Raw genomic sequence first — 21,876 nt, 5'->3', positions numbered from 1 at the left:
GGCAGGCATAAGATGGTATTTTTCAGAATTTTTCTAATGATACATATTTTTTAACCCTCACAAAATAGACCCTATGACGAATTTTTCTACCCCTGGTACTATACCAAAGACCAGAAAGTTCAACTGCCTTTGGGCAGCAATCTTTATCTTCTTACTTTCCTCAAATGCCAGGGCACAAACCTTTGTACACCCTGGTATTCCGCTTTCCAGCTCTGACCTCAGTATTTTGAAAGCTCATGTGCAGGCCGGAGACTATCCCTGGAAACAGGCATACGATATCATGGCCGCAGATGGAAAGTCTCAATTGACCTACCAGATGCAAGGGCCTTTTGCCTCGGTTAGCCGTAATCCCCACATCAATCGTAACCAATGGATGAGCGATATGAGCGCTGCATTTAACCTCTCCCTGATGTGGTATTTCACAGGCAATGATGCTTATGCCATAAAATCGCGGGATATTTTACTGGCATGGGCAAATACCCAAACGCAATTTGTTGGGCAGGAAGCAAACCTTGACTTAGGTGATTTCGCCTATGCATACGGCGGCGCCGCCTCCATCCTCCGGGGAACCTGGGGTGGCTGGACTCTAGCCAATACAACGGCAGTACAAAATCTCTTTAACAACGTATACTGGCCAGCATCAGGTTCTGCCGGCTACGCTTTAGGACCTGCCAATAAAGGCACTCTGAGCATAGCGGCAGGAGCGGCTATCGCCGCCTTCTCTGATGATCCCGAGAAAGTAGCACATGTAATTTTCCTGATGAGATATATAGGCGCCACCGGGTTTAAAAATACCCTGCCCAGCGGACAAAATGGAGAAAGTGGAAGAGATCAGGGCCATTCCCATGGTATGTGGAGCTCCCTCGCCTTTGCAGCAGAAGTCTTGTGGAAGCAGGGCTTTGACCTCTATTCTGAACTGGATAACCGGCTTCTTGCTACAGGAGAATATTTTTCCCGGAAAAATGCAGGTGAACCCATCGGGTTTGTCCCTTTTGGCCCTACCGACTGGTATTATTTAACGGATCAAACCGGCGTTTGGGATGGTGGTAGATGGGGATTAACCCTATTGCACGGAGCTTATATTGTACGCAAAAATTTAAGTCCCGCTTACATATCAAAACGGCTTACGGACATACCACGACGATTTGATCCTGTATATACGTGGTTTTATAAGTCGGAAGACAACTCCACGGCTACAGTTCCCCCGCAAACCGAAATTGTTCCTACTCCCGGCAAAGTGGGAACAGGTGGCCTGACAGACCTGGATATCGGAACCGCTTCCCCCGCAGGAAGCAGCTCTTTCAACAATAATGTCTGGACAATAAATGGAAGTGGAACCGATATACTAACGCATGCCGCCGATGGTTTTCACTTCGTTTACAAGGAAGTGACCGGCAACTGTTCTATTATCGCCAAAGTGGAAACAGTTGGAACAAGTGCGCTTAATGCAAGAGCAGGACTAATGATTCGCTCTGATTTGACAGCTACCTCAGCGCAAAGGGCATGGATCGCAATTAAAACAGGAAAAAGGGCTGAAGCATTTATGCATGGATGGACAGAGGTCCGAGGCGGATCCAATTGGGAAAAAGCCGAAAGGACTATCCCCCAGGATGCTTATTGGGTAAAGATTGAAAGAATAGGAGACGTAATCGTGATGTACTATTCGCCAGATGGCACAAGCTGGGCTTCGGAAGTTCAGGGAAGGTTTGCCAGCTTCAATGGCAAAGCATATATAGGCCTGGCAGTTTGCTCCAACGCCAATGGCGTTTTAGATACAGCTACTTTCAGTAATGTGAGCGTTACCGGAGGACAGGGAGGCATTCTTATCGCACCCGAAGCTCCACACTCTACATATGCATATGCGGGAAATAACCAGGTCCAGGTTCGATGGCTTTCATCGTTTGGTGCAGAGAGTTATACGGTTAAACGGGCCACCTCAGAAAATGGTACATACCTGGCAATTGCATCTAACCTTTCCGGGAATAGCTTTATGGACACCCAGGCGGCAAACGGGCAATCCTACTACTACAAGGTCTGCGCCGTAAATGCTGCCGGAACAAGTGCGGATTCTCCTGCTGATGCCGCCACTCCCAAAGCGCCATACGTACCACAAACACTAAATGGTTTGTACCGTATTATTGCAACGCATAGCGGCAAAGCAGTGGAGGTTAAAAACAGTTCGCTGGCCGACAGTGCGCTACTGGGACAAAAAACATATTCTTTTTCAAGTAACCAGCACTGGATGATAAGCCCCCTATCCGGTATAGATTACAAGGTAATTAACCTGCTAAGTGGAAAAGCCATGGATGTAGTGGGTAATGCCACAACCAATGGCGCAGGGATCGAACAGCGCACCTATTCGAATACAGATGAATCCCAGGTCTGGTCTATTAAAGACCGGGGTAACGGTACTTTCAGCATTGTTGGAAAACCAAGTCAGAAATCGTTGGAAGTCCCTGGTTCAAATACCGCAGATGGCGTGGCCATGAACCTCAATAGATGGCTTGATGGAACAAATCAGATCTTTAGGATAGAACCCATCGTGAGCGCAGAAATAGATTCTGTTTACCTCCAAAAGCTCGCCGAAGCTATTAAATTACGTGATACCACGATGGTGACCACAACAAATGAACTGGGTAAATTCCCGGTAGCTGCCAAAGCGCAATTAAATGATAGCATTACCTACGTGCAGTCATTGTATAATTCTCAATCAACGGTTATCGAGGTTTGCAGCTATGTGGCGGTGTTGGAAAGCGCCATCAAACGGTATAAAGCGTCTATGCTTTATGGTACCAATTCACTTGCTGATGGCAACTACTATCTCAAGCCGCTCACCAATGATTCCTTATGGACCAGGAATACCACCAACACCCCTACATTCGATATAGAGAATACCGATCCCCTGCTTCAGATATGGAACGTTACAAAGCAGGGCAATGGCAGGTATAAAATTATTTGTCTAAGTGCCCCTACCTCCTTCAGCAATTATATCAATGAAAGCGCACAATTTGGCCGCAGTGTCACGCCCTACTCAGATGCATGGAATTCAATGAATATCTATGCTGACGGTACCTCGTATGCGATCCAGAGAGCTCAAACCGCCGGAAATGGCTACTGGTATATAAGTGGTGCGCAAATACAATATATCGTTGGAAGCGATAATGATCCGGTTCCATATAGCTTCCCATTTCGTTTCGTGCCTGTGGGGACTATTCCTATAAACCTGACAGTAGCGGCGGGCGACGCTAAAAACATCCTGGAATGGGGTCCTATTTTCAATGCTACTTATAATATACAGCGTTCGGCTACACCAGGTGGACCTTATACCACCATTGCCAGCCAAACCAGCACCAGGTTCACCGACACCACCGTGAATAACGGAACGGCTTATTACTACATGGTTGCAGCCACAGATAGTACTGCCTTAAGTCCGGAAGTGGCGGCCTTACCGAATGTGGGTCAGATGACCTACCTGAAGTTTGATGAAACAAGTGGAGATCGCGCTATCGATAGTTGGGGAGCAACACACGGTACCTTGGCTGCCGTTGCAACCCGTATGCCCGGAAAAGATGGGAACGCACTTAAGCTGAATGGTACGGCCAACGCCTATGCTACTCTCCCAGCCGGAATCGTAAGTTCCCTATCTGATTTTACCGTTTCTGCCTGGGTAAAAATGGATGCAATGGCAAACTGGATGCGGGTATTTGACTTTGGTAACAGTACCACACAATATATGTTCCTTTCCGTTCAGGCAGGAACGACTACTGTCAATAACATAAGCTCTTCAATAGTCCGGTATGCTATAAAAAACGGGGGAACAGAGTTAAACGTCAGCGCTCCCTATACCTTTCCAATAAATTCGTGGGTGCACCTGGCTGTTACTCAATCGGGAGATACCGCCCGGCTGTATATAAATGGCGTGCTGGTGTCGAGCAATTCGGCACTTAATATCAGGCCTTCCCAGCTTACCCCTACAGGTACATCTACCGGCACCGCTTTAAACTACCTGGGCAAATCTCAATTTTCGGATCCGATCTTCAACGGCGCTATTGACGAATTTAAGATTTACAAGCGTGCTTTAAGCGATGCGGAGATTGCAGAAGGCATGAAAAAAAATCAAACCATCGGCTTTGCTCCCCTATCACAAAAACAAGCTGGAGATAATGACTTTAATGCCGGCGCAATGGCATCATCCGGCTTGCCCGTTACCTACCGGAGTTCAGATGAAAATGTAGCCACTATTGTAAATGGGATGGTACATGTCGCTGGCAAAGGCATTACCGTTGTTACCGCCACACAAGCCGGAGATAGTATGTACAAGGCAGCTCCACCCGTTTCGCGCCAACTTATTGTATATATACCACCGGCTGTAAAGGCAAAAAGTATTAACGCACCGATCAACGCAAATGGAAATGCATCCATTACGCCTCAACAAGTAGATGATGGTTCTGTAAGTTATTCCGGGGCATTGGTATTAAGGTTAAATAAGAGTAATTTCACCTGCGCTGATATTGACTCGACAGTCACTGTAACACTTAGCGCAACGGATGCAGATGGACATTCAGGTACGGCAACAGCGAAAATAACAGTTACCGACACATTGAAACCAATTGTAGATGCACCTCCGGCGCAATTTTTCTGCTATGACAATAATGATTCTTATAACATCCCGTTGCTGGTTGCGTCAGACAACTGCGGTATTGCCTCAATTACGTACAATATAAGCGGAGCAACTATACGAAACGGCTCCGGGATAAATGCAAGTGGCTCATTCAACATTGGTCAGTCAACCATTACCTGGACGGTAACCGACACTCATGGCAATGTAAATATCGCTGCAACTACCGTAACAGTAAATACAGCACTGCAGTTAAACATCCCGGATGTATATACCATAAATGCAGCAGCAGGTGTAAAAAACACCATTTACACCGGTTATGGACCTGCCTCCTTGCTTGTAACAGCAAACATTACTGGCGGCACTGCACCTTATAGTTACCAGTGGAACAGCGGGCAAACCACCCCATCCATCAGCGTAAATACAGCAGGAACGTATACCGTTGTTGCCACCGATGGCAAAGGATGTGCTTCAACGGCCGCTATTGTTATTATTACATCAGATGTACGTTGTGGTAACTATAGCGATAAGGTAATGGTATGCCATAACAACAAAATGATCTGTATTTCATCCGAAGATGTAAAAGATCATTTGAATCACGGCGACAAACTGGGTGATTGTGCAGCAGCCGCTGGCTGGACCATTAGCAAAAAAGTATTCGTGGAGACACCGAAAGAAAATGTAATTATTTATCCCAACCCTGTTGCCGATGTATTAAACATACAGTTAACCGGGATTGAAGCGGGATCTGCCATCATGATGTACAATCAAAACGGGGTGCTGGTGAAAAATCTGACGGCAACCGGCATATCCCAGGCTATTCCGGTTCGCGGATTAGCGGCAGGCCTGTACTATATACAGATCAAGAACCGGGGGATGATCATTACCAAAACGTTTGTGAAACGCTAGTTCAATTACAAATAGTATAACACTTATTCCGGGACGGGGCGGTAGTATTCCTGCTACCGTCCTTGTACCCGGAAATTTCCAGTAGTATACAGGCAGAGGAAATCCCCTTCAAAAAAGAAACGGAAAAAAACGGCTATAGTTTTTATATTTAACCTCGAAAAATATCACGTACGTTTATGAAAAAGTATCTCCTTTACAGCCTCGCACTGCTGCTGCCTACTCTACTTCACGCCGCTATCAGGTTGCCGGCACTCGTTGGCAGTAACATGGTGCTGCAGCAGAACGATAGTGTGGCGATCTGGGGATGGGCCAACCCAATGGAAAAGGTTACCGTGTACACGGGCTGGGACAACAAAACAGCTGTCGCTACCACCAATGGTGATGCAAAGTGGATGTTGAAAGTACATACCCCTGCCGCAGGAGGACCATATGAAATAAAACTGAAAGGATCGAACGAAATTGTACTGAAAAATATCCTGATCGGTGAAGTATGGTTGTGTTCAGGGCAGTCGAACATGGAATTCAGCTATTATAACGGCATACGGCAAATAGCAGAAGAACTGCCGGTTTGCAGTAACAATAACATCAGGTTCTTTAACATCCCAAAAACTACCGCCACCTATCCGCAGGCCAACTGCCCGGGAGCCTGGGAAGTGTGTGATAGCAATAGCCTGAAATCTTTCAGTGCAGTGGGATATTTTTTCGGCCTCAAGCTGCAGCAATCGTTGGGAGTACCGGTGGGCCTCATTAACGCCAGCTGGGGAGGAACTCCGGCAGAGGTATGGGCGCCGGAACATCTTGTTACCGATCAGCCTGAACTTTCTGCCGCTGCTGCCAGGTTAGCCCCTGCCGCCTGGTGGCCGCACAAACCTGGTTATGCTTACAATGCAATGATAGCCCCTCTTCTCAACTTCAATATCAAGGGAGTTATCTGGTACCAGGGAGAAGCAAATGTGAAAACAGCAGCTACCTACACCCCACTGTTCACCGGCATGATAGCCGCCTGGCGCGCTGCATGGAACAAACAGCTGCCCTTTTATTATGTCCAGATAGCACCGTTTTCTTACGAAAAAGAAAACGAAAGCGCACTGCTTCGTGAGGCACAGGCACACAGCAGCGTCCTTGCCGGCACCGGGATGGTGGTAATATCCGATGTAACTGATAACGTGAAAGACATTCATCCACAAGATAAGAGAACAGTTGGAAACAGGCTTGCCGCCTGGGCGCTTGGCGAAAATTATGGCAAAACAGGATTTACCTGGAAAAGCCCGGCATTCAAAGAAATAAGCATCAATGGCAACAAAGCTGTGCTCCATTTCAGCAACGTTCCCACTTCTCTCAGGATTAATGGTAAAGTACCGGCAGCGCTTTATATAGCCGGAGCAGACAATATTTTCTATGAAGCATCCGCAAAGGTGGAAAAAGATGCATTGATTGTTTGGAGCAAAAAAGTAGCAAAACCAGCGTCGGTGAGATACAGTTTTTCCAATACTGCGATCGGCAATATTTTTTCTGCTGAAGGTCTGCCTGTTGGCCCTTTCCGGACTGATCACCTGCCGGTTGAACCATAACAATGTACGCTCATCAGAAAACATATAATATGTCCACTTACGCTTTTTTTTAATGTTTCACCATATGGCCATACGAACGCCCAATGTGTCCTATCGTTGCAGCACTAAGCCCGCGTAAGTCAGCTTACCTGCCCACGATCTTCTTCGTTACAAATTCATTAAAAAAGAAATCCCTGTAGATACTCCCGATAGGAATTTCGTTTACACCTATATATACTGTGTTATTATCCACAGCATCGATATGCTTAACATTGATAACATAGGATTTACTCACTCTCACAAACATATCCTTTGGTAGCTGATCGTAGATCGTTTTGATATTCATTGCCGTTATCACCTTCTGATTTTCACTGTGCATCACGACATAATCTTTTAACCCCTGGATAAAAAGTATGTTATTGAAATAGATTTTAAAAATTCTACGGTCAGCTTTCACAAAGAAAAAGTCGTCTGCTACCTGTTCTATGTTGTTATTAGCATAATCAGCCTTGAATAATCTGGAGTAGGTCTGGGCTTTTTCAACCGCTTTTTGAAAACGTGCTGATTTTACGGGTTTTATCAGGTAGTCAATCGCATCCACTTCATAGCTGTCGCTCGCAAACTCAGCATAAGCGGTTGTAAAAATCACAAATGTTTCTTTCGGAATGGTCCGGGCAAATTCAATCCCGCTAATTCCTGGCATTTGTATATCAAGAAAGATTAATTCCACTGTATTACTTGCTATAAAATCCATAGCCGCTTCGGGACTATTGAACGAACCGATTAAATTCAAATCACCACTTTGGTTAATCAACATCTCTATGGCTTCTCTTGCCAATGGTTCATCATCTATGATAATACAGTTCATAATTTTATGATTAAGGTTACACAATACCTTTCTAAATCATCTTCGATATTCAAACTATGTGCTGCAGGGAATAAAAGTTCCAGTCTTCGTTTTACATTCGTCAGCCCCAATCCCCCTGTATTATTGGCGGATTTAAGCATTGGCTTGGAGTTGATGCATCTAAAGAAAAGCTCATTGTTGCTAACGTCGAAATACAGATTTACATAAGACGATCTTGTTGCATCATTGTTGTGTTTCACCGCATTTTCCACAAACGAAATGAACAACAAAGGAGGAATTTGCACGCCACTCAAATCGCCTTCTTTTGAAATCAGGAAATCAAACCTGTCTCTCCTTACTTTCTCCAAAAGTAAAAAATCTTCCAGGAAATGAATATCCGAAGTCAACAGCACCTTATCTCTTGCACTATCATAAAGTTGGTAGCGAAGTAAATCGCTCAATTTCATTAAAACCTGCGAGGCTTTCTCGGGGTCCTTCTTCGTTAAAACATTTGCATTGTTTAGCATATTAAACAAGAAATGCGGATTAATCTGATTCTTTAATTGCTCCAATTCTGCATAAGCTTTCGATTGTTCTAGCTCGTATATCAATTGCTTGTCCTTCATACCCTTCTGAAACAGTTTTATGGAAGCGGAAGATGCCAGCAGCAGCACGGTAAGGAAGGAAAAAAGCGGAATATTCAGCTCATTCTCTCTATTAAACGGATTGAAAAAATAGCCACAAAAAGCCACCACAGCAAGGATGCCGAGCACAGACAAGCAGTAAGCGATATTTCTATTCCTGAACAAAAGCCTGGGCACCAGCACATACATATTTACATAGAACAATATAATAAAATAAAAAAATACAGCGATCGGCTTATCAATGACGGATGTGCTATTGTATAAAACCGCACCTATAAAAACAATGAGCAGCAGGTGCCGTAATATTCTGAGGTTTGGTGAAATCAGGAAACGGAAAAGCACGTTTTCGCTGATAAGCTGTTGATGGGTAAAATCATTCATTTAGCAAATTGTATAGTACAAACTTAGCAATAAATGCCGTGGTCTGCACTGCTTTTATACGAAAGTGTGTGCTTTTTATACGAAAACAGGCGCCTCGAAAAAATGAATAAAATAAGCAATATATTTTGTAGTACCCTGGCATACTTTGCTATAAAAGATACCGCGTTTGGTATAATTACAAAAAGGCGGTTATCCAAAGAAATAGTTTTGTGTCGAATTTGTAATTGTTAAATCGATTTTTAAAGGATGAGACACAAGATCATTTATACATTGCTGCTCATAACCATTTCACTTGGGGCCTATTCACAGGAGAAAGTCACATTGAGTGGAATAATCAACATGAAAACAAGTACCGAAACGATCATCGGGGCAAGCATTTTCATTCCCGGAGCAAAAGTTTCAACCATCACCAATGCTTACGGTTTTTATTCCGTTACCTTACCCAAAGGTGAATATACCATCGTTATCAGCTGTGTGGGATTTGAGACCATTGAAGAACATATCGTCCTGGCAGCAAACACCAGGAAGAATTTTTCAATGCCTGAAAAAAGCAAAAACCTAAATGAAGTGGTGATAAAATACAATGGATCAGCCAACAACATCCGAAAACCTGAAATGAGTGTAAATAAACTTTCTATCTCCACTATCAAAAAGATGCCGGCAGTGATGGGCGAGGTAGATATTTTGAGAGCTATCCTGCAGCTTCCGGGAATATCCACTGCACAGGAAGGAGCAACAGGCTTTAACGTCAGGGGCGGTTCGGTAGACGGCAACCTGATATTATTAGATGAGGCGGTTGTTTACAATACCTCGCACCTGTTCGGCTTTCTATCCGTTTTCAATGCAGACGTAATCAAAGATCTGAAATTGTATAAAGGTGGAATACCTGCTAATTTCGGTGGGCGTACTTCATCAGTTTTAGATATTTATCAAAAAGAAGGAAACAACGAAACGTTTCATATAACAGGTGGAATTGGGGCAATTTCAAGCCGGTTATTGGCAGAAGGACCAATAGTAAAAGATAAAAGCTCATTCGTGGTGGCTGGCCGTACTTCTTATGCTCACTTATTTATGAAACTGGCAGACAATCCCAATTCCATTTCTTTCTATGATTTGAATGCTAAACTGAACTTTAAGGTCAATGACAACAACAGGATTTTTCTTTCGGGGTATTTCGGCAAGGATAAAATGGATTTCAGCAATTTCTTCAGTAACAATTATGGGAACTCCTTCTTTAACCTTCGCTGGAATCATATTTTTTCTGAGAAATTCTTTTCCAATGCATCGATCATTTACAGCAGGTATGATTATGGTCTGAAGATAAAATATGTTGGCATTGACTGGGTATCGGACATCCGCAATTTTAATTTTAAGTATGATTTTAGCCATCACCTGTCGGACAAACTAGTGCTGAATTACGGTATCAATTCCACTTATTACAAATTCAATCCAGGCACCATAAAACCCATGGACTCCACATCGGCTATCAATCCCGACCAGATTGAAAAGAAATATGCCTGGGAAAATGCCCTATATATCAGTGCCGATCAAAAACTCACGGATAAAATATCATTGACTTATGGGCTGCGATACAGCTATTTCCTTCGGTTAGGGGAACAGCATGTAAATAACTATGCCAATAGCCAGGCGGTGTTATTCAATCCTGAACTACAAATTTATGAAGAAGGAAAACCAACGAGTATAACCTATTACAATAAAAATAAAAAAATCATTGAATTTGGAAACTTAGAACCCCGCCTGGCAGTTTCTTATGCCTTAAATGACGATCAATCCATTAAGGCGAGCTATAACCGGATGAGCCAGTATATCCATTTAATTTCTAACACCGCTTCCGTATCTCCATTGGATATATGGGCCCCGAGCGATCAATACCTGAAGCCCGAAATACTTGACCAGGTCGCATTGGGCTATTTCAGAAATTTCCCTAACGGAAAATACTCCCTGGAAACAGAGGCTTTCTATAAGAAAATTAAGAACAAAGCAGATTACATTGATGGTGCCGAACTGATTGCACAAAAAGCCATAGAACAGGTATTGCTAAATGGGGAAGCAAGAGCTTACGGACTGGAGGTAATGTTAAAGAAAAATACCGGCAGGATGACAGGCTGGCTTTCTTACACACTTTCAAAAGCAGAGCAGCGCACCCCAGGAAGAAATGCAGCAGAACCTGGCATTAACAACGGCCAATGGTATCGAGCCAATTACGACAAAACACATAACCTTTCGCTTACCGCCGCCTATCAACTGACAAAAAAATGGAGCTTTGGCGGCATTTTTACCTACCAGACAGGGAAAGCTGCCACCTATCCCATCGGCAAATACCAGTACCAGGGAATCACGACTGCAAATTACGGACGGAGGAATGCCAATTCGCTTCCGGCTTATCACCACCTGGACTTATCAGCCAGCTATACCCCCAAGCCTGACAGCAAGAAAAGGTGGAAAGGTGAATGGGTGTTCAGTATTTATAACGTTTACGGTAGAAACAATGCCGCATCTCTTATGTTTGAGCAAAACAGGGAAACAGGATTGAGTGAAGCAAAACGGATTTCCATTTTCGGTATCGTACCCGGTGTGACCTACAATTTCAAATTCTAATGCTAATAGTGTAAAAATGAAAAACATACTTAAATACCTGGTTATTTCATGCTGCTTTTTTCTGCTGTCCTGCACAAAAGTAGTGGAAGTGGATCTGGAAACAGCCCCGCCGAAATTAGTAATTGATGCATCCATCGATTGGATAAAAGGCACGGCAGGCAATGAGCAGAAAATCAAACTCTCCACCACCACGGGCTATTACAATTCCACATTTCCAACGGTTTCGGGAGCGGACATTGTTATAACAAACTCAGCAAATACCGCTTTTAGCTTTATGGAAAAGCCCGGTACGGGAGAATATATCTGCTCCAATTTCCATCCGGTTATCGGGGAAACCTATACATTAAAAGTAGTTTTAAACGAGGAGATCTATACCGCCACCGAAACCTGTATAGGCGTACCAGATATCGAAGATAATATTGAACAGAACGACAAAGGCGGATTCGGAGGGGATGAAGTGGAAATCAAATATGCTTACCAGGACAATGGTAATGAGGAAAATTACTACCTGCACCGTATTGAATCACCTGTATCAGCGTATCCGGATTATAAAGCGCAGGATGACCAGAACAGCCAAGGCAACCTAATGCAGGAATATTTTTCTGACAAAGACCTGAAGGCCGGAGACTCAATACATATCAGTCTGTATGGGATTTCCAGGAGATACTACGATTACTTCAGGAAACTGTTGGCGGCATCCGGATCACAGAGCGGGCCGTTTCAAACAACCCCGGGCTCGGTGAGGGGAAATATCATTAATCAAAGCCACTTCGAAAACTTTGCTTTTGGCTATTTCAGGTTATCGGAAGTGGATGTGAGGGATTATACGATACGGTAAAACTAAGCGGATCCGCACTTTAACATACAACCTAATCTTTAAAAGCACAAAACCAGCTACTATAGCTGGTTTTGTGCTTTTAAAGATTATAACTGGTCATTATCAGTTCTTAATGACCTCAAAGTTTTGTATCTGACCATCTGTTCCTGTGATTTTTATAACATATGCACCATTTGTCCAGTTGTTTGTACTAATGGTTTTCATTGTTTCAGTAATTGTTGCCGAATAAATGCACACGCCAATACTGTTATAAACAGCAATTAATTTTCTGCCGGTCATTCCTGTAATGGTGAGCATATTATGCGTAGGGTTAGGATACAAGGATATTTTTTCCTTTACATTGATCGCGGAGGCTTGCGTATTTGCTATCCGTGCTGTTGATGCAACCGTTAAAACAACGATATTGGAAACAACCTTACAGGCGCCATTGGTGACCTTGAGGCGCCACTGCCGGCCATTTTGCGTGTAGGCATTCACTGTTTTCGTAAGCGTTTGCGTGGTAGCCCCTGAAACAGCGCCATCAGACCAGGAGCCATCGGCTTCATTGTACCAACTGTTTCCCTGATTGGTTTCCCATTGATAGGTATTGCCAGTACCGGCAGCTATGGCATTGAAAGTGGCTGTACCGCCAATGGATACGGTTGCAGAAACAGGTTGCGTAGTGATGGCTGTACCTGCAACGGTAAGTGTTACGGTATTAGAAGTAAGCGCACTACAAGTTCCATTGTTAACCAGGAGGCGCCACTGCCGGCCATTTGGCGTGGAAGTATTCACCACTTTTGTCAGGGTGGGTGTAGTTGAACCTGTAACGTCTCCATCAGACTTGGGGCCATCGGTTTCATTAATCCAGCTACCACCCTGATAGGATTGCCATTGGTAAGTATTGCCTGCTCCTGATGTAGCTGCGCTAAAGACAGCATTATTGCCCATGCAAACTGTTGCAGACACCGGCTGTGATGTGATAGCAGCCCCGGTTACGGTAAGTGTTGCCGGATTGGAAAGGATGGTACCGCAGGTAGGATTGGTCACTTTCAACTGCCATTGCTGGCCATTATTAGTAGACCCATTCACTGTTTTCACCAGCGTTGTGGTAGTAGAACCTGTAACAGCACCATTGGGCCAGTTGCCATCACCTTCATTGTACCAGCCACCGCCGCTATTTGTCAACCACTGATAGGTATTACCTGTTCCTGATACGGTGGTAGTAAAAGTGGCATTGTTACCAAGACAAGTGGTTGTCGAAAGTGGTTGTTTCGTGATCGTTATACAGGAAGACGAGACATTCACATTGTCGACAACAGCAGTTGCGAGCTGGGTGTTATCATGATTGGTAACAGCAATCCCGATTCTTACAGCAGCATTCATCGTTATATTAATAGTACTAACTGAATCCCAGTTAACTCCATCGGGCGAGCTGTAACCAGTGAACTGGCTACCTGAGCGAACAAGTTTTACCCAATATGGCGTAGGCGTGCTAGGATTACCCTGTACATTTGAAGAATTACTACCAGCAACAGCCCTCCACTGCATATTAGCCCCGAAGCCTGGCGTTATTGCCATGTACACATGTTTACTATCAGCATTGGTGGTTTCCCGGATCATCACGCCAGCCTTTGTCCAGGCGCTGGTACCATTAAGGCTTACTACTTTTGCAACAATTTGTCCATTACCGTTCAGTGCCGTGTCATTGAACCTGAACTGGTCTGAATAATCCCAGATATCGGTACCGGATGCCTTCACTGTAAAACGGTTCAGGCCTGAATTATAACAGGTCGATCCGGCTATTGCCGGGCCCCCAATGTCTTCCGATGTCCAGCCCGGAGCAGTGCTTTGACAGCAAATGGCAGGATCATAAGTGATAAAGCTGGTAAGTTTATGCGTATTGGTCCCATACTGGTCTGTAACGGTTAATTCAACATCATAACTACCTGCCGGAGCACCTGCATAGCTGACCAACGGTGTTTCTGAGTTAGAAGTAGCGGGCGTACCTCCGGGGAATTTCCAGGAATAGGTGGCGCCGGTGCCTCCATTGCTCACCACACTGTAATCCCGGAATTGTACAGTTGGGGACTGGCAACTGGGATTTTTTGTGCTGGCAGATATTTGTGCCTTCGTGGAGGAATGTTCGTAGAGATCATGATCCCAGGCCCCCCTGGTGGTACCGATCAACAATTTTCCTTTATAATAATTGATAAACAGGTTATGTACCTCCAACATCGGTAGTCCTGTACCCAGTTTTTGCCAGTCGGCCATGCTATTATTCCGGTAGAAAACACCTGATTTATTCCCTACATAAACGCCACCGTTGGTGCCGCGCTGAAAAATTATTTTGAAAATAGGATATGTGCCAAGCGTGGAGGTAGTAAGGTTAGTATAACTGGCACCACCGTCTGTTGAATGCAACACTTTGCAGGTACCCTGCACGCCCGAATAAGTTACCCATATCTCATCAGGATTGGTATCGCTCACTGCCACATCACTGATATTTGTTACACCCGATCCGGTTATTGATGTACTGGGCGTTATTTCTGCCCAGTTTACGCCACCGTTGGAAGTTTTCCATAAATGGTTATTGGAAGGGGAAACGATACAATAAATGCGATTGGTATCTTTCATACAGATTTTTTCGCTCATTAACCTGTCGTTGAATGTATACACCACCTTGAGCGTAAGACCATTGTCATCGCTTCTGACCAGGGATTTCCGCCAGATTTGCCGCGTGGCCACAGGAGTATCTTCCGGGAAGTCCCCCGCCGTATGGCTTACGATCGTATTAAACAGATATGGATGATAGGTCAGGTTATTGATCCAGTCTTCCCTGCCAGGGTCCACCTGGGTAGGAGCGGATGTAAATGTGCCAATCCCTGTCCTTGATACTAAAGAGGTACCATATCCCCGGGTAATCACATGAATACTGTCGAGCGGGTTCACATCCGTATTTTGCTGATCGGCGCCGAATACAGTGTACCAGCCTCCATTCCCCGCATAGTCACGAATAGTAAGAGGACCGTGGTTACAGCCGGCAGCCAGAATATCAGACTTAAAAGAAGCACCAAAACCCCAGAGTTCAATATTTGAAATACCTCCGGAAACATTATAAAAAGTGGCGCCTTTGTCGTTCGACACCACGGTTTCCCCATCATTTCCCACCATCACTTTACCATTGACAATATGTATCGACCTGATATCGAAGTGCATCGGGTTGGAGGTTGCAAAAGTTTGCCCGTTGTCTGTTGAGTAATGAACATTTGTTTCGCCATAGGTACCATAAATAATGTTACTGGAATTACTGATATCCATCGCTATGGCATCAGCTCCTGAATTATTAACCATATTTTTCCGCAGAAGCGTTGTAGCTCCATTGCTCACATCTGTTTGATATAACTGCATATAGTTATAACCACAGTTTAAAAAAGCAAAAACAGCAGAGGTGTTGTCTGTTGCAGTCGCAATTTTTATGAACTTTAAGTTTTGGTATTGGCTCGGAATATCTGTTGGAATAGTAATTGTTGTCAACTTCGTAAAGGATGCTCCTTTATTAGCAGAGGCATAAATGGCCGCAGAGGTGCCATCCCATGCTGCATCTATGAAGAAAACCCGGTTTTGGTCGTTATTGCTCCATTCGAGGATACCTCCGGTATTATTGACATAACCATCTGCATTAATGGTATTCAGGGAAGATACAATCGAAGTCCATGAAGTTCCACCATCTGTTGACCGGTACAATGAATTGCCCCAACGAGCCACAACAATATTGGCATCGGAAGGAGATACTGCCACATCGACTCCCTGGCCTGAAGGATAAGCGGTACTATTAAGTCCGGTTACCGCCCAGGTGTAGCCTCCGTCGGTAGACTTGATAACGGCGGATTTTGAAATGGCATATACGATGTTTGTATTGACGGGGCAAACAACGATATCAAAGTAAGGGTTATCAGGCATGTTGCCATCTACCAGATGCCATACAATTCCACCATTAGCCGATACCCAAAGACCACCCGTCTGAAAGCTGATGAACATTTTTTGCAGATTGGTGGGGTCCATCCGTACGCAATAAGAGAATCCACCCTTTACACCTGCACCACCACCTGGTAATGTTTGATTACGCGGGCCGATCATACGCCAGTCTCCCACCATCGTGTCCGTAACATTTGAGGTGGGGACAATACCTCCACGAAGGCCCACGTAGTTAAAGGCAGGAGGGGCTTGTACCCTGCCCTTACTATCCAGGTAATAAATATTTTTCCTGAACCATTCTTCGCCTGTTTCTTTAGGGCCTTCCCCCAGCGGATGCCGCTCCATGTACCGGTCAAACTTTTTCCGGATACTGAAATAGTTGGCATGTGGCTTTTGCATTAATTTATACCATTGGGTATTTTTAAATTCCTGGTCATGTTGCTCATTCTCTTCGGTTTCATAATTAGTTTGAACCTTTTGTTGTGAATGGGCAAATTGAAATACTGCAACGCATAGCGCTGTAAGGATAGTTTTTTTGATCATAAGGGTACAAGTTCTTAGGGTTGTGGAAATAGATTGATTGATAAAATACCAGCCTCTAACCAGCATGAGCGTATGGCTGATAGGGTTTGTTAATGCGATGCTATACAATATACTTTCAAGAAGGGTCAATCCTGAGAAAGCAGGCCTACATCGTTCACTGTGAGTTCTTTGTGTGCAATCGAGTTTGTCATAGTTTTAACCATATTTAGTAATTATTCACTGTTTCGCGCTCCAATGCAAAATATTAATACTTATAAACTTAGGGAGAATGAACAGACAAGAAGGGCTTATCCGTACTTTCTTTCGCAATGATTTATTATCGCGCTTTAGATTGGAAAATCAAAGCCTGACAAGCCTTTTTAAGGAATGCCAGTAGATTAAGGGGTGACGGGTTTAACGTACCGGATTTCCTATTGGAAAATACTATTTTTTTTCTATCTTATTCGATTTCTACTTATATTTTTTTATGTGCGTCTGGCTGCAAAATGATTTTGCCACAGACTTGCTCGCGCGCAATAATGTCACAGCAATGGCAATCCAAGATAAAACGACCGGGAAACAAACATTTTCTATTAACGTTAGCGGACTATGAGTGATTTTGCATCCATAACGTTAATTGAAGGTTTGTTTAAATTCCATAGGTGTCTGGCTTGTCTTCTTTTTAAACAGCTTGTTGAATGACTGCGAATATTCAAAACCCAATTGATAAGCAATTTCTGAAACAGATAAATTTGTCGTTGTCAGGTACTCCTTAGCCTTTTCAATCAATTTATCGTGAATGTGTTGTTGGGCATTCTGCCCTGTTTGAGAGCGTAACATGTCACTTAAATAACGTGGTGAAACATTTAACTTACCTGCCAGATATTCAACTGTAAGAAGCCTATCCTGTGACGTGTCCACCTGCTCAAAATGGTAGTTCTATATATTCTCCATCCGCACAACCAAATCGGTGTTTGCAGCCTTTCTTGTAATGAACTGCCGTTTATAAAACCGCTTACTGTAATTGAGCAAAACTTCTATGTAAGAAATAACTACATCCTGGCTAAAATCGTCAATATTGGTATTCAGCTCATCTCTTATGTTATCAAAAACGGAGAAAATAATCTGCTTTTCTTTGTCAGATACAAATAGTGCTTCATTTGCCGAGTAAGAAAAGAAACCGTAATTTTTCATCTTCGTTAAAAGCGGATAATTACGAATAAAATCAGGGTGTATAAGCAAAGTAAAACCAGAATAGCTTTCCTCTATTTCTGCACATGATATAATCTGATTAGGTGACACAAAAGACAAACCTCCCTCGTCAAAATCATAATAATCCTGGCCGTATTTCATTCTCTCCGGAGTGCTTTCCATATAAGAAACTTTATAGAAATTCAGCAGTAGGATTTTGGGCAGTTCATTATAAGGTATTTTTATATCTGCATAATTTACTAAACTAACCAATGGGTGTAGTGGTTTTGGGAGGCCCAACAGCTTATGAAATTCCGAAATGGAACTGATTTTTTGGGGTATATTGGTATCTTTTTTCATTACTATAAATTTAAACTATTTGTATAGAACATTATTTAATGATATGCCTGTTTTTCGCGTTTTATGCACCGTCTCTGTTCTACAATGTAAATCTCTAAAGAAATTATAAGTCCATTGTTGCTAAAATGAGTTGCGTTGTACCAGAAATGACGAATAAGCTATACCAAGTAACCATTAATAATGTACAAAATATTTGGCAATAATGTTATTGGTATTTCTTCCAGTACCCCCAAACATTATTGCCCAAACTCGCCAATAGATCCTGCATTTTTTCACAACCTAATCAGGAGAAACTGAAAGCATCACCGCAAGCGAGTCCATATAATCACGCCAGTGAATTATTTTCCTATCCTTAATGGTTACGATAGAACAGAAACGATTATCATAAGCCTTTCCTGTCGATGGAACAGTTCCATGAACCTGATACTCTAATATGATTACATTTTCAGGATTTGCAGATTTATATATCCGTAAATTGTCAGAAGAACGAAGAACATTGCTATATCCGCCAAACCAATCCATATATGCATTGCGTCCTTTAATCTTGTTAGTAAATCCAGGAATATAGTACAGAAATTCAAACACGGCATTTTCAGCCACGGCGTCCCAAAAATGCTCTCCGTCAACTTCTTCCTTCAACCCCTCCATTACAATTCTGTAAAATGGTTCTGAATTTTCATTAAATGCGGGATGATTTCTATCTACTTTTCCCTGCTCAGTTATTTTCTTTTCCATTGTAAAAAAATTATGCTGTCAAAAATTATAGAGAATTATACCATGGCAGGAATGCCTCTTGAATAAAAACCTCCGCCGATGTTGGTGATGTGTTTGCGGCAGTTCTTTTTTCATAGTTCATCACGCCACTTTTCAGAGAAGTTTCCATACCAGCTATATCTTTAGCGACATCCGCGGAAAGGCCTTGCTCAACCATTGCCTGTATAGACTGCTCAACCGGGAATTGAACATATTGTAAGTCCGGCTTCCCAATCGCATTGCCTATAATTTCTGTTATTTCATTAAATGAGTAATTTCTTTGCCCAAGTATAGCCTGAACGCTTTTCCCCTCGAAATCCAGCTTAGCCAAATAAGCTGCCGCAACCGCCGCAATATCCTTTGTTGCCACCATTGGAATTTCGTGGTCTGCATCGGCGGTTGTACCATTTATCCCCAGTTGTTTTATTAGTGGCGCATTTAGCAAAGAATTATCCAAAAAATAAGCCGGGCGCAAATGCAATACATTGACATTTTCTAACTGGTTCAATTTTACCTCCTGTTCGGCAAGACCGCCAATAAGCCCATTACCTTCGTGCATATGGCCTCCGCAACTACTTAGGTTTACAATATATTGTATCCCGGACTTTTTAACGGCTTCAATAACAGCATCTCCAACTTTTCGTTGAAACGCCCGATAGCTGACAGCACCAAAATCAGGCGGTGTCATTACATACGCACCATCGGCATTACGAAATGCTTCAGTTAATGCACTCACATCCATAATGTCTGCCGGAATTACTTCAGCACCCAAATCCTTAAACCTTTCGAACTTGCTCTCCGTTTGCGCAATTAGTTTTAAATGAAATCCGTCTTTCAAAAGGATTTCTGAAATCTTACCCCCCACCTTTCCGGTTGCGCCTAATAATGCAATTGTTTTTTTCATTTTTTTTGATTTCTATTCTTGTTTGAATTTTACAATACAAAATTGCACATGAATTATTAATCTCCTGTTGCCAGATTGAGCTACGTTGTATCCAAAATGACGATAGATGGATTAATCGATATACCAAAACCCTTATCCAATTTTCTAGCTGATTATGGTGGTATATACCTGGATTTTATTGCTGTATTAAGTATTGTAAGTCGGGGCATTCCCGCATTTATAAAACAATGGCCGTAGGAAAGCACCAGTATCATAGGTAAGATTGACACATTGAACAAGCGCTATCAAAATACACTTCTAAAAAAGGCAGACGGTGAATGGGCAGACGACGAACTTTCAAAAAGTGAAGGAACTGACTAACGGAGGGAGTGAGTTTCTGTTCCGCGCATAAACATTTCATAAAAACGGTATCCATACCGTTAATAAATTATTCATTAACTTTACTTAATATAATTTTTACTTAAAATGAACTTTTATTCTGTAGTATGCCGGTTTATGTTGGCCGCATTGTTTGTACTCACGGGTGGTAACGTAAAAGCACAAACGTATAAGAAACTCATAGGCGTTCCCTACAAGGAGGCGTTAAGCTTTAATGAGCAGGTAGCAAAAATGTTAAACCTGCTTGTTGACAATGAAGCAGAAGAGAGAACAAAAGGATATTATGAGTACGAATTTTACAATACTTCAGACAGCCTCCGGGTCAACATGCGCATCGGATATGCAATTTACCCTAAAACAGGGCTCGTTGGCGGAGTCTATCTATATGGTGGAAAAGACTATCTCAGCCAGATTTACAAAACACTTTTTGATAAAAAATTTGCACCTAAAAACCCTAATTCTGTACTCGCTCATGTAACCCGCGGTAATGAATACATCTCTATTAACACAGGGTTCGACGATGGTAATATCAGGATAGAGGAAAAAGGGAAATGATATTTTTAAGTATAGTACATTGTTAATAAATTATCCATTATCTTATACTTAATATAATTTTTACTTAGAATGAAATTTTACGCTGTAGCATGTCGGTTTATGTTGGCCGCATTGTTTGTACTCATCTGTAGTAACATAAAAGCACAAACTAACAACGACAAGCTTATTGGAGTCCCTTACAAGGAGGCATTGGTATTAAATGAACAAGTAACCAAAATGCTCAATCTGTTTGCTACTGACAACCCTGAGCAGCGATCTGGCGGAACTTACTTGTATTCATTTTACAATGCTACCGACAGCAGCAGTGTTGACTTCTACATCAGGTATGCTGTCAATACCGGAACAGGGCTTGTTGAGGAAATTCTCCTTTATGGCAAAAAAGATTTCCTTGCCCAGATTTATAAAACGATTTTTAACAGCAGATTTGCGCCTAAGGACCCAAATTTTGTACGCAGTTATATCGTCCGTGGTAAAGAATACATCTCCATCTCTACCGGTTTGAAGGATGGCAATATCAGGATAGAGCCTAAGGAATAACTTTATTTTATAGCATATAAAAAGGACGCAGTGTGCTGCGTCCTTTTTTATGCCCGAGTAAGCCGAAATGCGAACCCGCACTTTGATAGACTAACAAATAGATCAAAACAACAAAGCCCGCGACCAGCGCGAGCTTTGAAAATTTCCAGTGATCCCCTTGGGAGTATCACGTATGTTCGTAATGTTTTGTAGAGTCTGTGTTTTAGAGTGGTGAGCGTTTATTGCTAACCGTAATGCTAACCTGATTACGTATAACCGTTATAGTCAGGAGTAATGATAGGCAAATATAAAGAAATTGATTCTATAATATTCC

Annotated in this window: 13 protein-coding genes; 6 read left to right on the top strand and 7 right to left on the bottom strand. The window is 42.9% G+C overall.

Annotated elements, in window-relative coordinates:
* Positions 1-73: 73 nt before the first annotated feature.
* Both HGH90_RS25600 and HGH90_RS25595 read left to right on the top strand, forming a co-directional pair.
* Positions 74-5,527 (top strand): RICIN domain-containing protein, encoded by a 5,454-nt coding sequence (locus tag HGH90_RS25600; RefSeq protein ID WP_169192179.1) that lies wholly within the window; start codon positions 74-76, stop codon positions 5,525-5,527.
* A gap of 176 nt (positions 5,528-5,703) precedes the next feature.
* Complete coding sequence (locus HGH90_RS25595; protein ID WP_168762601.1) at positions 5,704-7,098, top strand: sialate O-acetylesterase; 1,395 nt, start codon at positions 5,704-5,706, stop codon at positions 7,096-7,098.
* A gap of 124 nt (positions 7,099-7,222) precedes the next feature.
* Here HGH90_RS25595 and HGH90_RS25590 read toward each other — a convergent pair whose 3' ends face one another.
* Both HGH90_RS25590 and HGH90_RS25585 read right to left on the bottom strand, forming a co-directional pair.
* Entirely contained in the window at positions 7,223-7,945 is a 723-nt protein-coding gene (locus tag HGH90_RS25590) for a LytR/AlgR family response regulator transcription factor (RefSeq protein WP_168762600.1), read from the bottom strand.
* Positions 7,942-8,949 carry a sensor histidine kinase gene (locus tag HGH90_RS25585; RefSeq protein WP_169192178.1) on the bottom strand — a complete coding sequence of 336 codons (1,008 nt, stop codon included), beginning with the start codon at positions 8,947-8,949 and terminating at the stop codon, positions 7,942-7,944. The genes HGH90_RS25590 and HGH90_RS25585 overlap by 4 nt, the downstream gene beginning before the upstream one ends.
* Positions 8,950-9,195: 246 nt before the next feature.
* Here HGH90_RS25585 and HGH90_RS25580 point away from each other — a divergent pair, with 246 nt between their 5' ends.
* Both HGH90_RS25580 and HGH90_RS25575 read left to right on the top strand, forming a co-directional pair.
* Entirely contained in the window at positions 9,196-11,568 is a 2,373-nt protein-coding gene (locus HGH90_RS25580) for a TonB-dependent receptor (protein ID WP_169192177.1), read from the top strand.
* A gap of 16 nt (positions 11,569-11,584) precedes the next feature.
* Entirely contained in the window at positions 11,585-12,406 is an 822-nt protein-coding gene (locus tag HGH90_RS25575; RefSeq protein ID WP_168762597.1) for a DUF4249 domain-containing protein, read from the top strand.
* A gap of 102 nt (positions 12,407-12,508) precedes the next feature.
* Here the strand turns inward: HGH90_RS25575 and HGH90_RS25570 are convergent, their stop codons facing one another.
* From HGH90_RS25570 to HGH90_RS25555, 5 genes are all read right to left on the bottom strand, one after another.
* Complete coding sequence (locus HGH90_RS25570; RefSeq protein ID WP_169192176.1) at positions 12,509-16,906, bottom strand: T9SS type A sorting domain-containing protein; 4,398 nt, start codon at positions 16,904-16,906, stop codon at positions 12,509-12,511.
* Positions 16,907-17,518: 612 nt separating this feature from the next.
* A complete protein-coding gene (locus tag HGH90_RS32150) occupies positions 17,519-17,806 on the bottom strand; it encodes a helix-turn-helix transcriptional regulator (RefSeq protein ID WP_317166178.1) in 288 nt (95 codons plus the stop codon).
* An 18-nt stretch (positions 17,807-17,824) separates the two neighbouring features.
* The gene (locus HGH90_RS25565) at positions 17,825-18,436 is read right to left on the bottom strand and encodes a hypothetical protein (RefSeq protein ID WP_317166177.1); all 612 of its coding nucleotides are present in this window, start codon (positions 18,434-18,436) and stop codon (positions 17,825-17,827) included.
* Between the two features lie 279 nt (positions 18,437-18,715).
* Complete coding sequence (locus HGH90_RS25560; protein WP_168762594.1) at positions 18,716-19,171, bottom strand: nuclear transport factor 2 family protein; 456 nt, start codon at positions 19,169-19,171, stop codon at positions 18,716-18,718.
* A 25-nt stretch (positions 19,172-19,196) separates the two neighbouring features.
* A complete protein-coding gene (locus HGH90_RS25555) occupies positions 19,197-20,093 on the bottom strand; it encodes an NmrA family NAD(P)-binding protein (RefSeq protein ID WP_169192175.1) in 897 nt (298 codons plus the stop codon).
* A 465-nt stretch (positions 20,094-20,558) separates the two neighbouring features.
* On the opposite strand from HGH90_RS25555, the gene HGH90_RS25550 reads away from it, so the two are divergent.
* Together HGH90_RS25550 and HGH90_RS25545 are read left to right on the top strand one after the other, a co-directional pair.
* Positions 20,559-21,026, top strand: a complete 468-nt coding sequence (locus tag HGH90_RS25550; RefSeq protein WP_169192174.1) for a hypothetical protein — start codon at positions 20,559-20,561, stop codon at positions 21,024-21,026.
* A gap of 69 nt (positions 21,027-21,095) precedes the next feature.
* Positions 21,096-21,563: a hypothetical protein gene (locus HGH90_RS25545; RefSeq protein ID WP_168762591.1), complete on the top strand. Its 468-nt coding sequence runs from the start codon at positions 21,096-21,098 to the stop codon at positions 21,561-21,563.
* Positions 21,564-21,876 lie beyond the last annotated feature (313 nt).

The organism is Chitinophaga sp. Ak27 (genome assembly GCF_012726295.1).
Classification (GTDB): domain Bacteria; phylum Bacteroidota; class Bacteroidia; order Chitinophagales; family Chitinophagaceae; genus Chitinophaga.
The sequence above is the reverse complement of the archived record's forward strand: the minus strand, read 5'-3'. Positions and strand labels throughout refer to the sequence as shown.

What these genes read in the sequence shown, in the direction of transcription:
- HGH90_RS25575 (WP_168762597.1), top strand. Translation starts at nt 11,585, where the DNA reads ATGAAAAACATACTTAAATACCTGGTTATTTCATGCTGCTTTTTTCTG.
- HGH90_RS25550 (WP_169192174.1), top strand. Translation starts at nt 20,559, where the DNA reads ATGAACTTTTATTCTGTAGTATGCCGGTTTATGTTGGCCGCATTGTTT.
- HGH90_RS25560 (WP_168762594.1), bottom strand. Translation starts at nt 19,171, where the DNA reads ATGGAAAAGAAAATAACTGAGCAGGGAAAAGTAGATAGAAATCATCCC.
- HGH90_RS25555 (WP_169192175.1), bottom strand. Translation starts at nt 20,093, where the DNA reads ATGAAAAAAACAATTGCATTATTAGGCGCAACCGGAAAGGTGGGGGGT.
- HGH90_RS25565 (WP_317166177.1), bottom strand. Translation starts at nt 18,436, where the DNA reads ATGAAAAAAGATACCAATATACCCCAAAAAATCAGTTCCATTTCGGAA.
- HGH90_RS25580 (WP_169192177.1), top strand. Translation starts at nt 9,196, where the DNA reads ATGAGACACAAGATCATTTATACATTGCTGCTCATAACCATTTCACTT.
- HGH90_RS25590 (WP_168762600.1), bottom strand. Translation starts at nt 7,945, where the DNA reads ATGAACTGTATTATCATAGATGATGAACCATTGGCAAGAGAAGCCATA.
- HGH90_RS25585 (WP_169192178.1), bottom strand. Translation starts at nt 8,949, where the DNA reads ATGAATGATTTTACCCATCAACAGCTTATCAGCGAAAACGTGCTTTTC.
- HGH90_RS25545 (WP_168762591.1), top strand. Translation starts at nt 21,096, where the DNA reads ATGAAATTTTACGCTGTAGCATGTCGGTTTATGTTGGCCGCATTGTTT.
- HGH90_RS25600 (WP_169192179.1), top strand. Translation starts at nt 74, where the DNA reads ATGACGAATTTTTCTACCCCTGGTACTATACCAAAGACCAGAAAGTTC.
- HGH90_RS25595 (WP_168762601.1), top strand. Translation starts at nt 5,704, where the DNA reads ATGAAAAAGTATCTCCTTTACAGCCTCGCACTGCTGCTGCCTACTCTA.
- HGH90_RS25570 (WP_169192176.1), bottom strand. Translation starts at nt 16,906, where the DNA reads ATGATCAAAAAAACTATCCTTACAGCGCTATGCGTTGCAGTATTTCAA.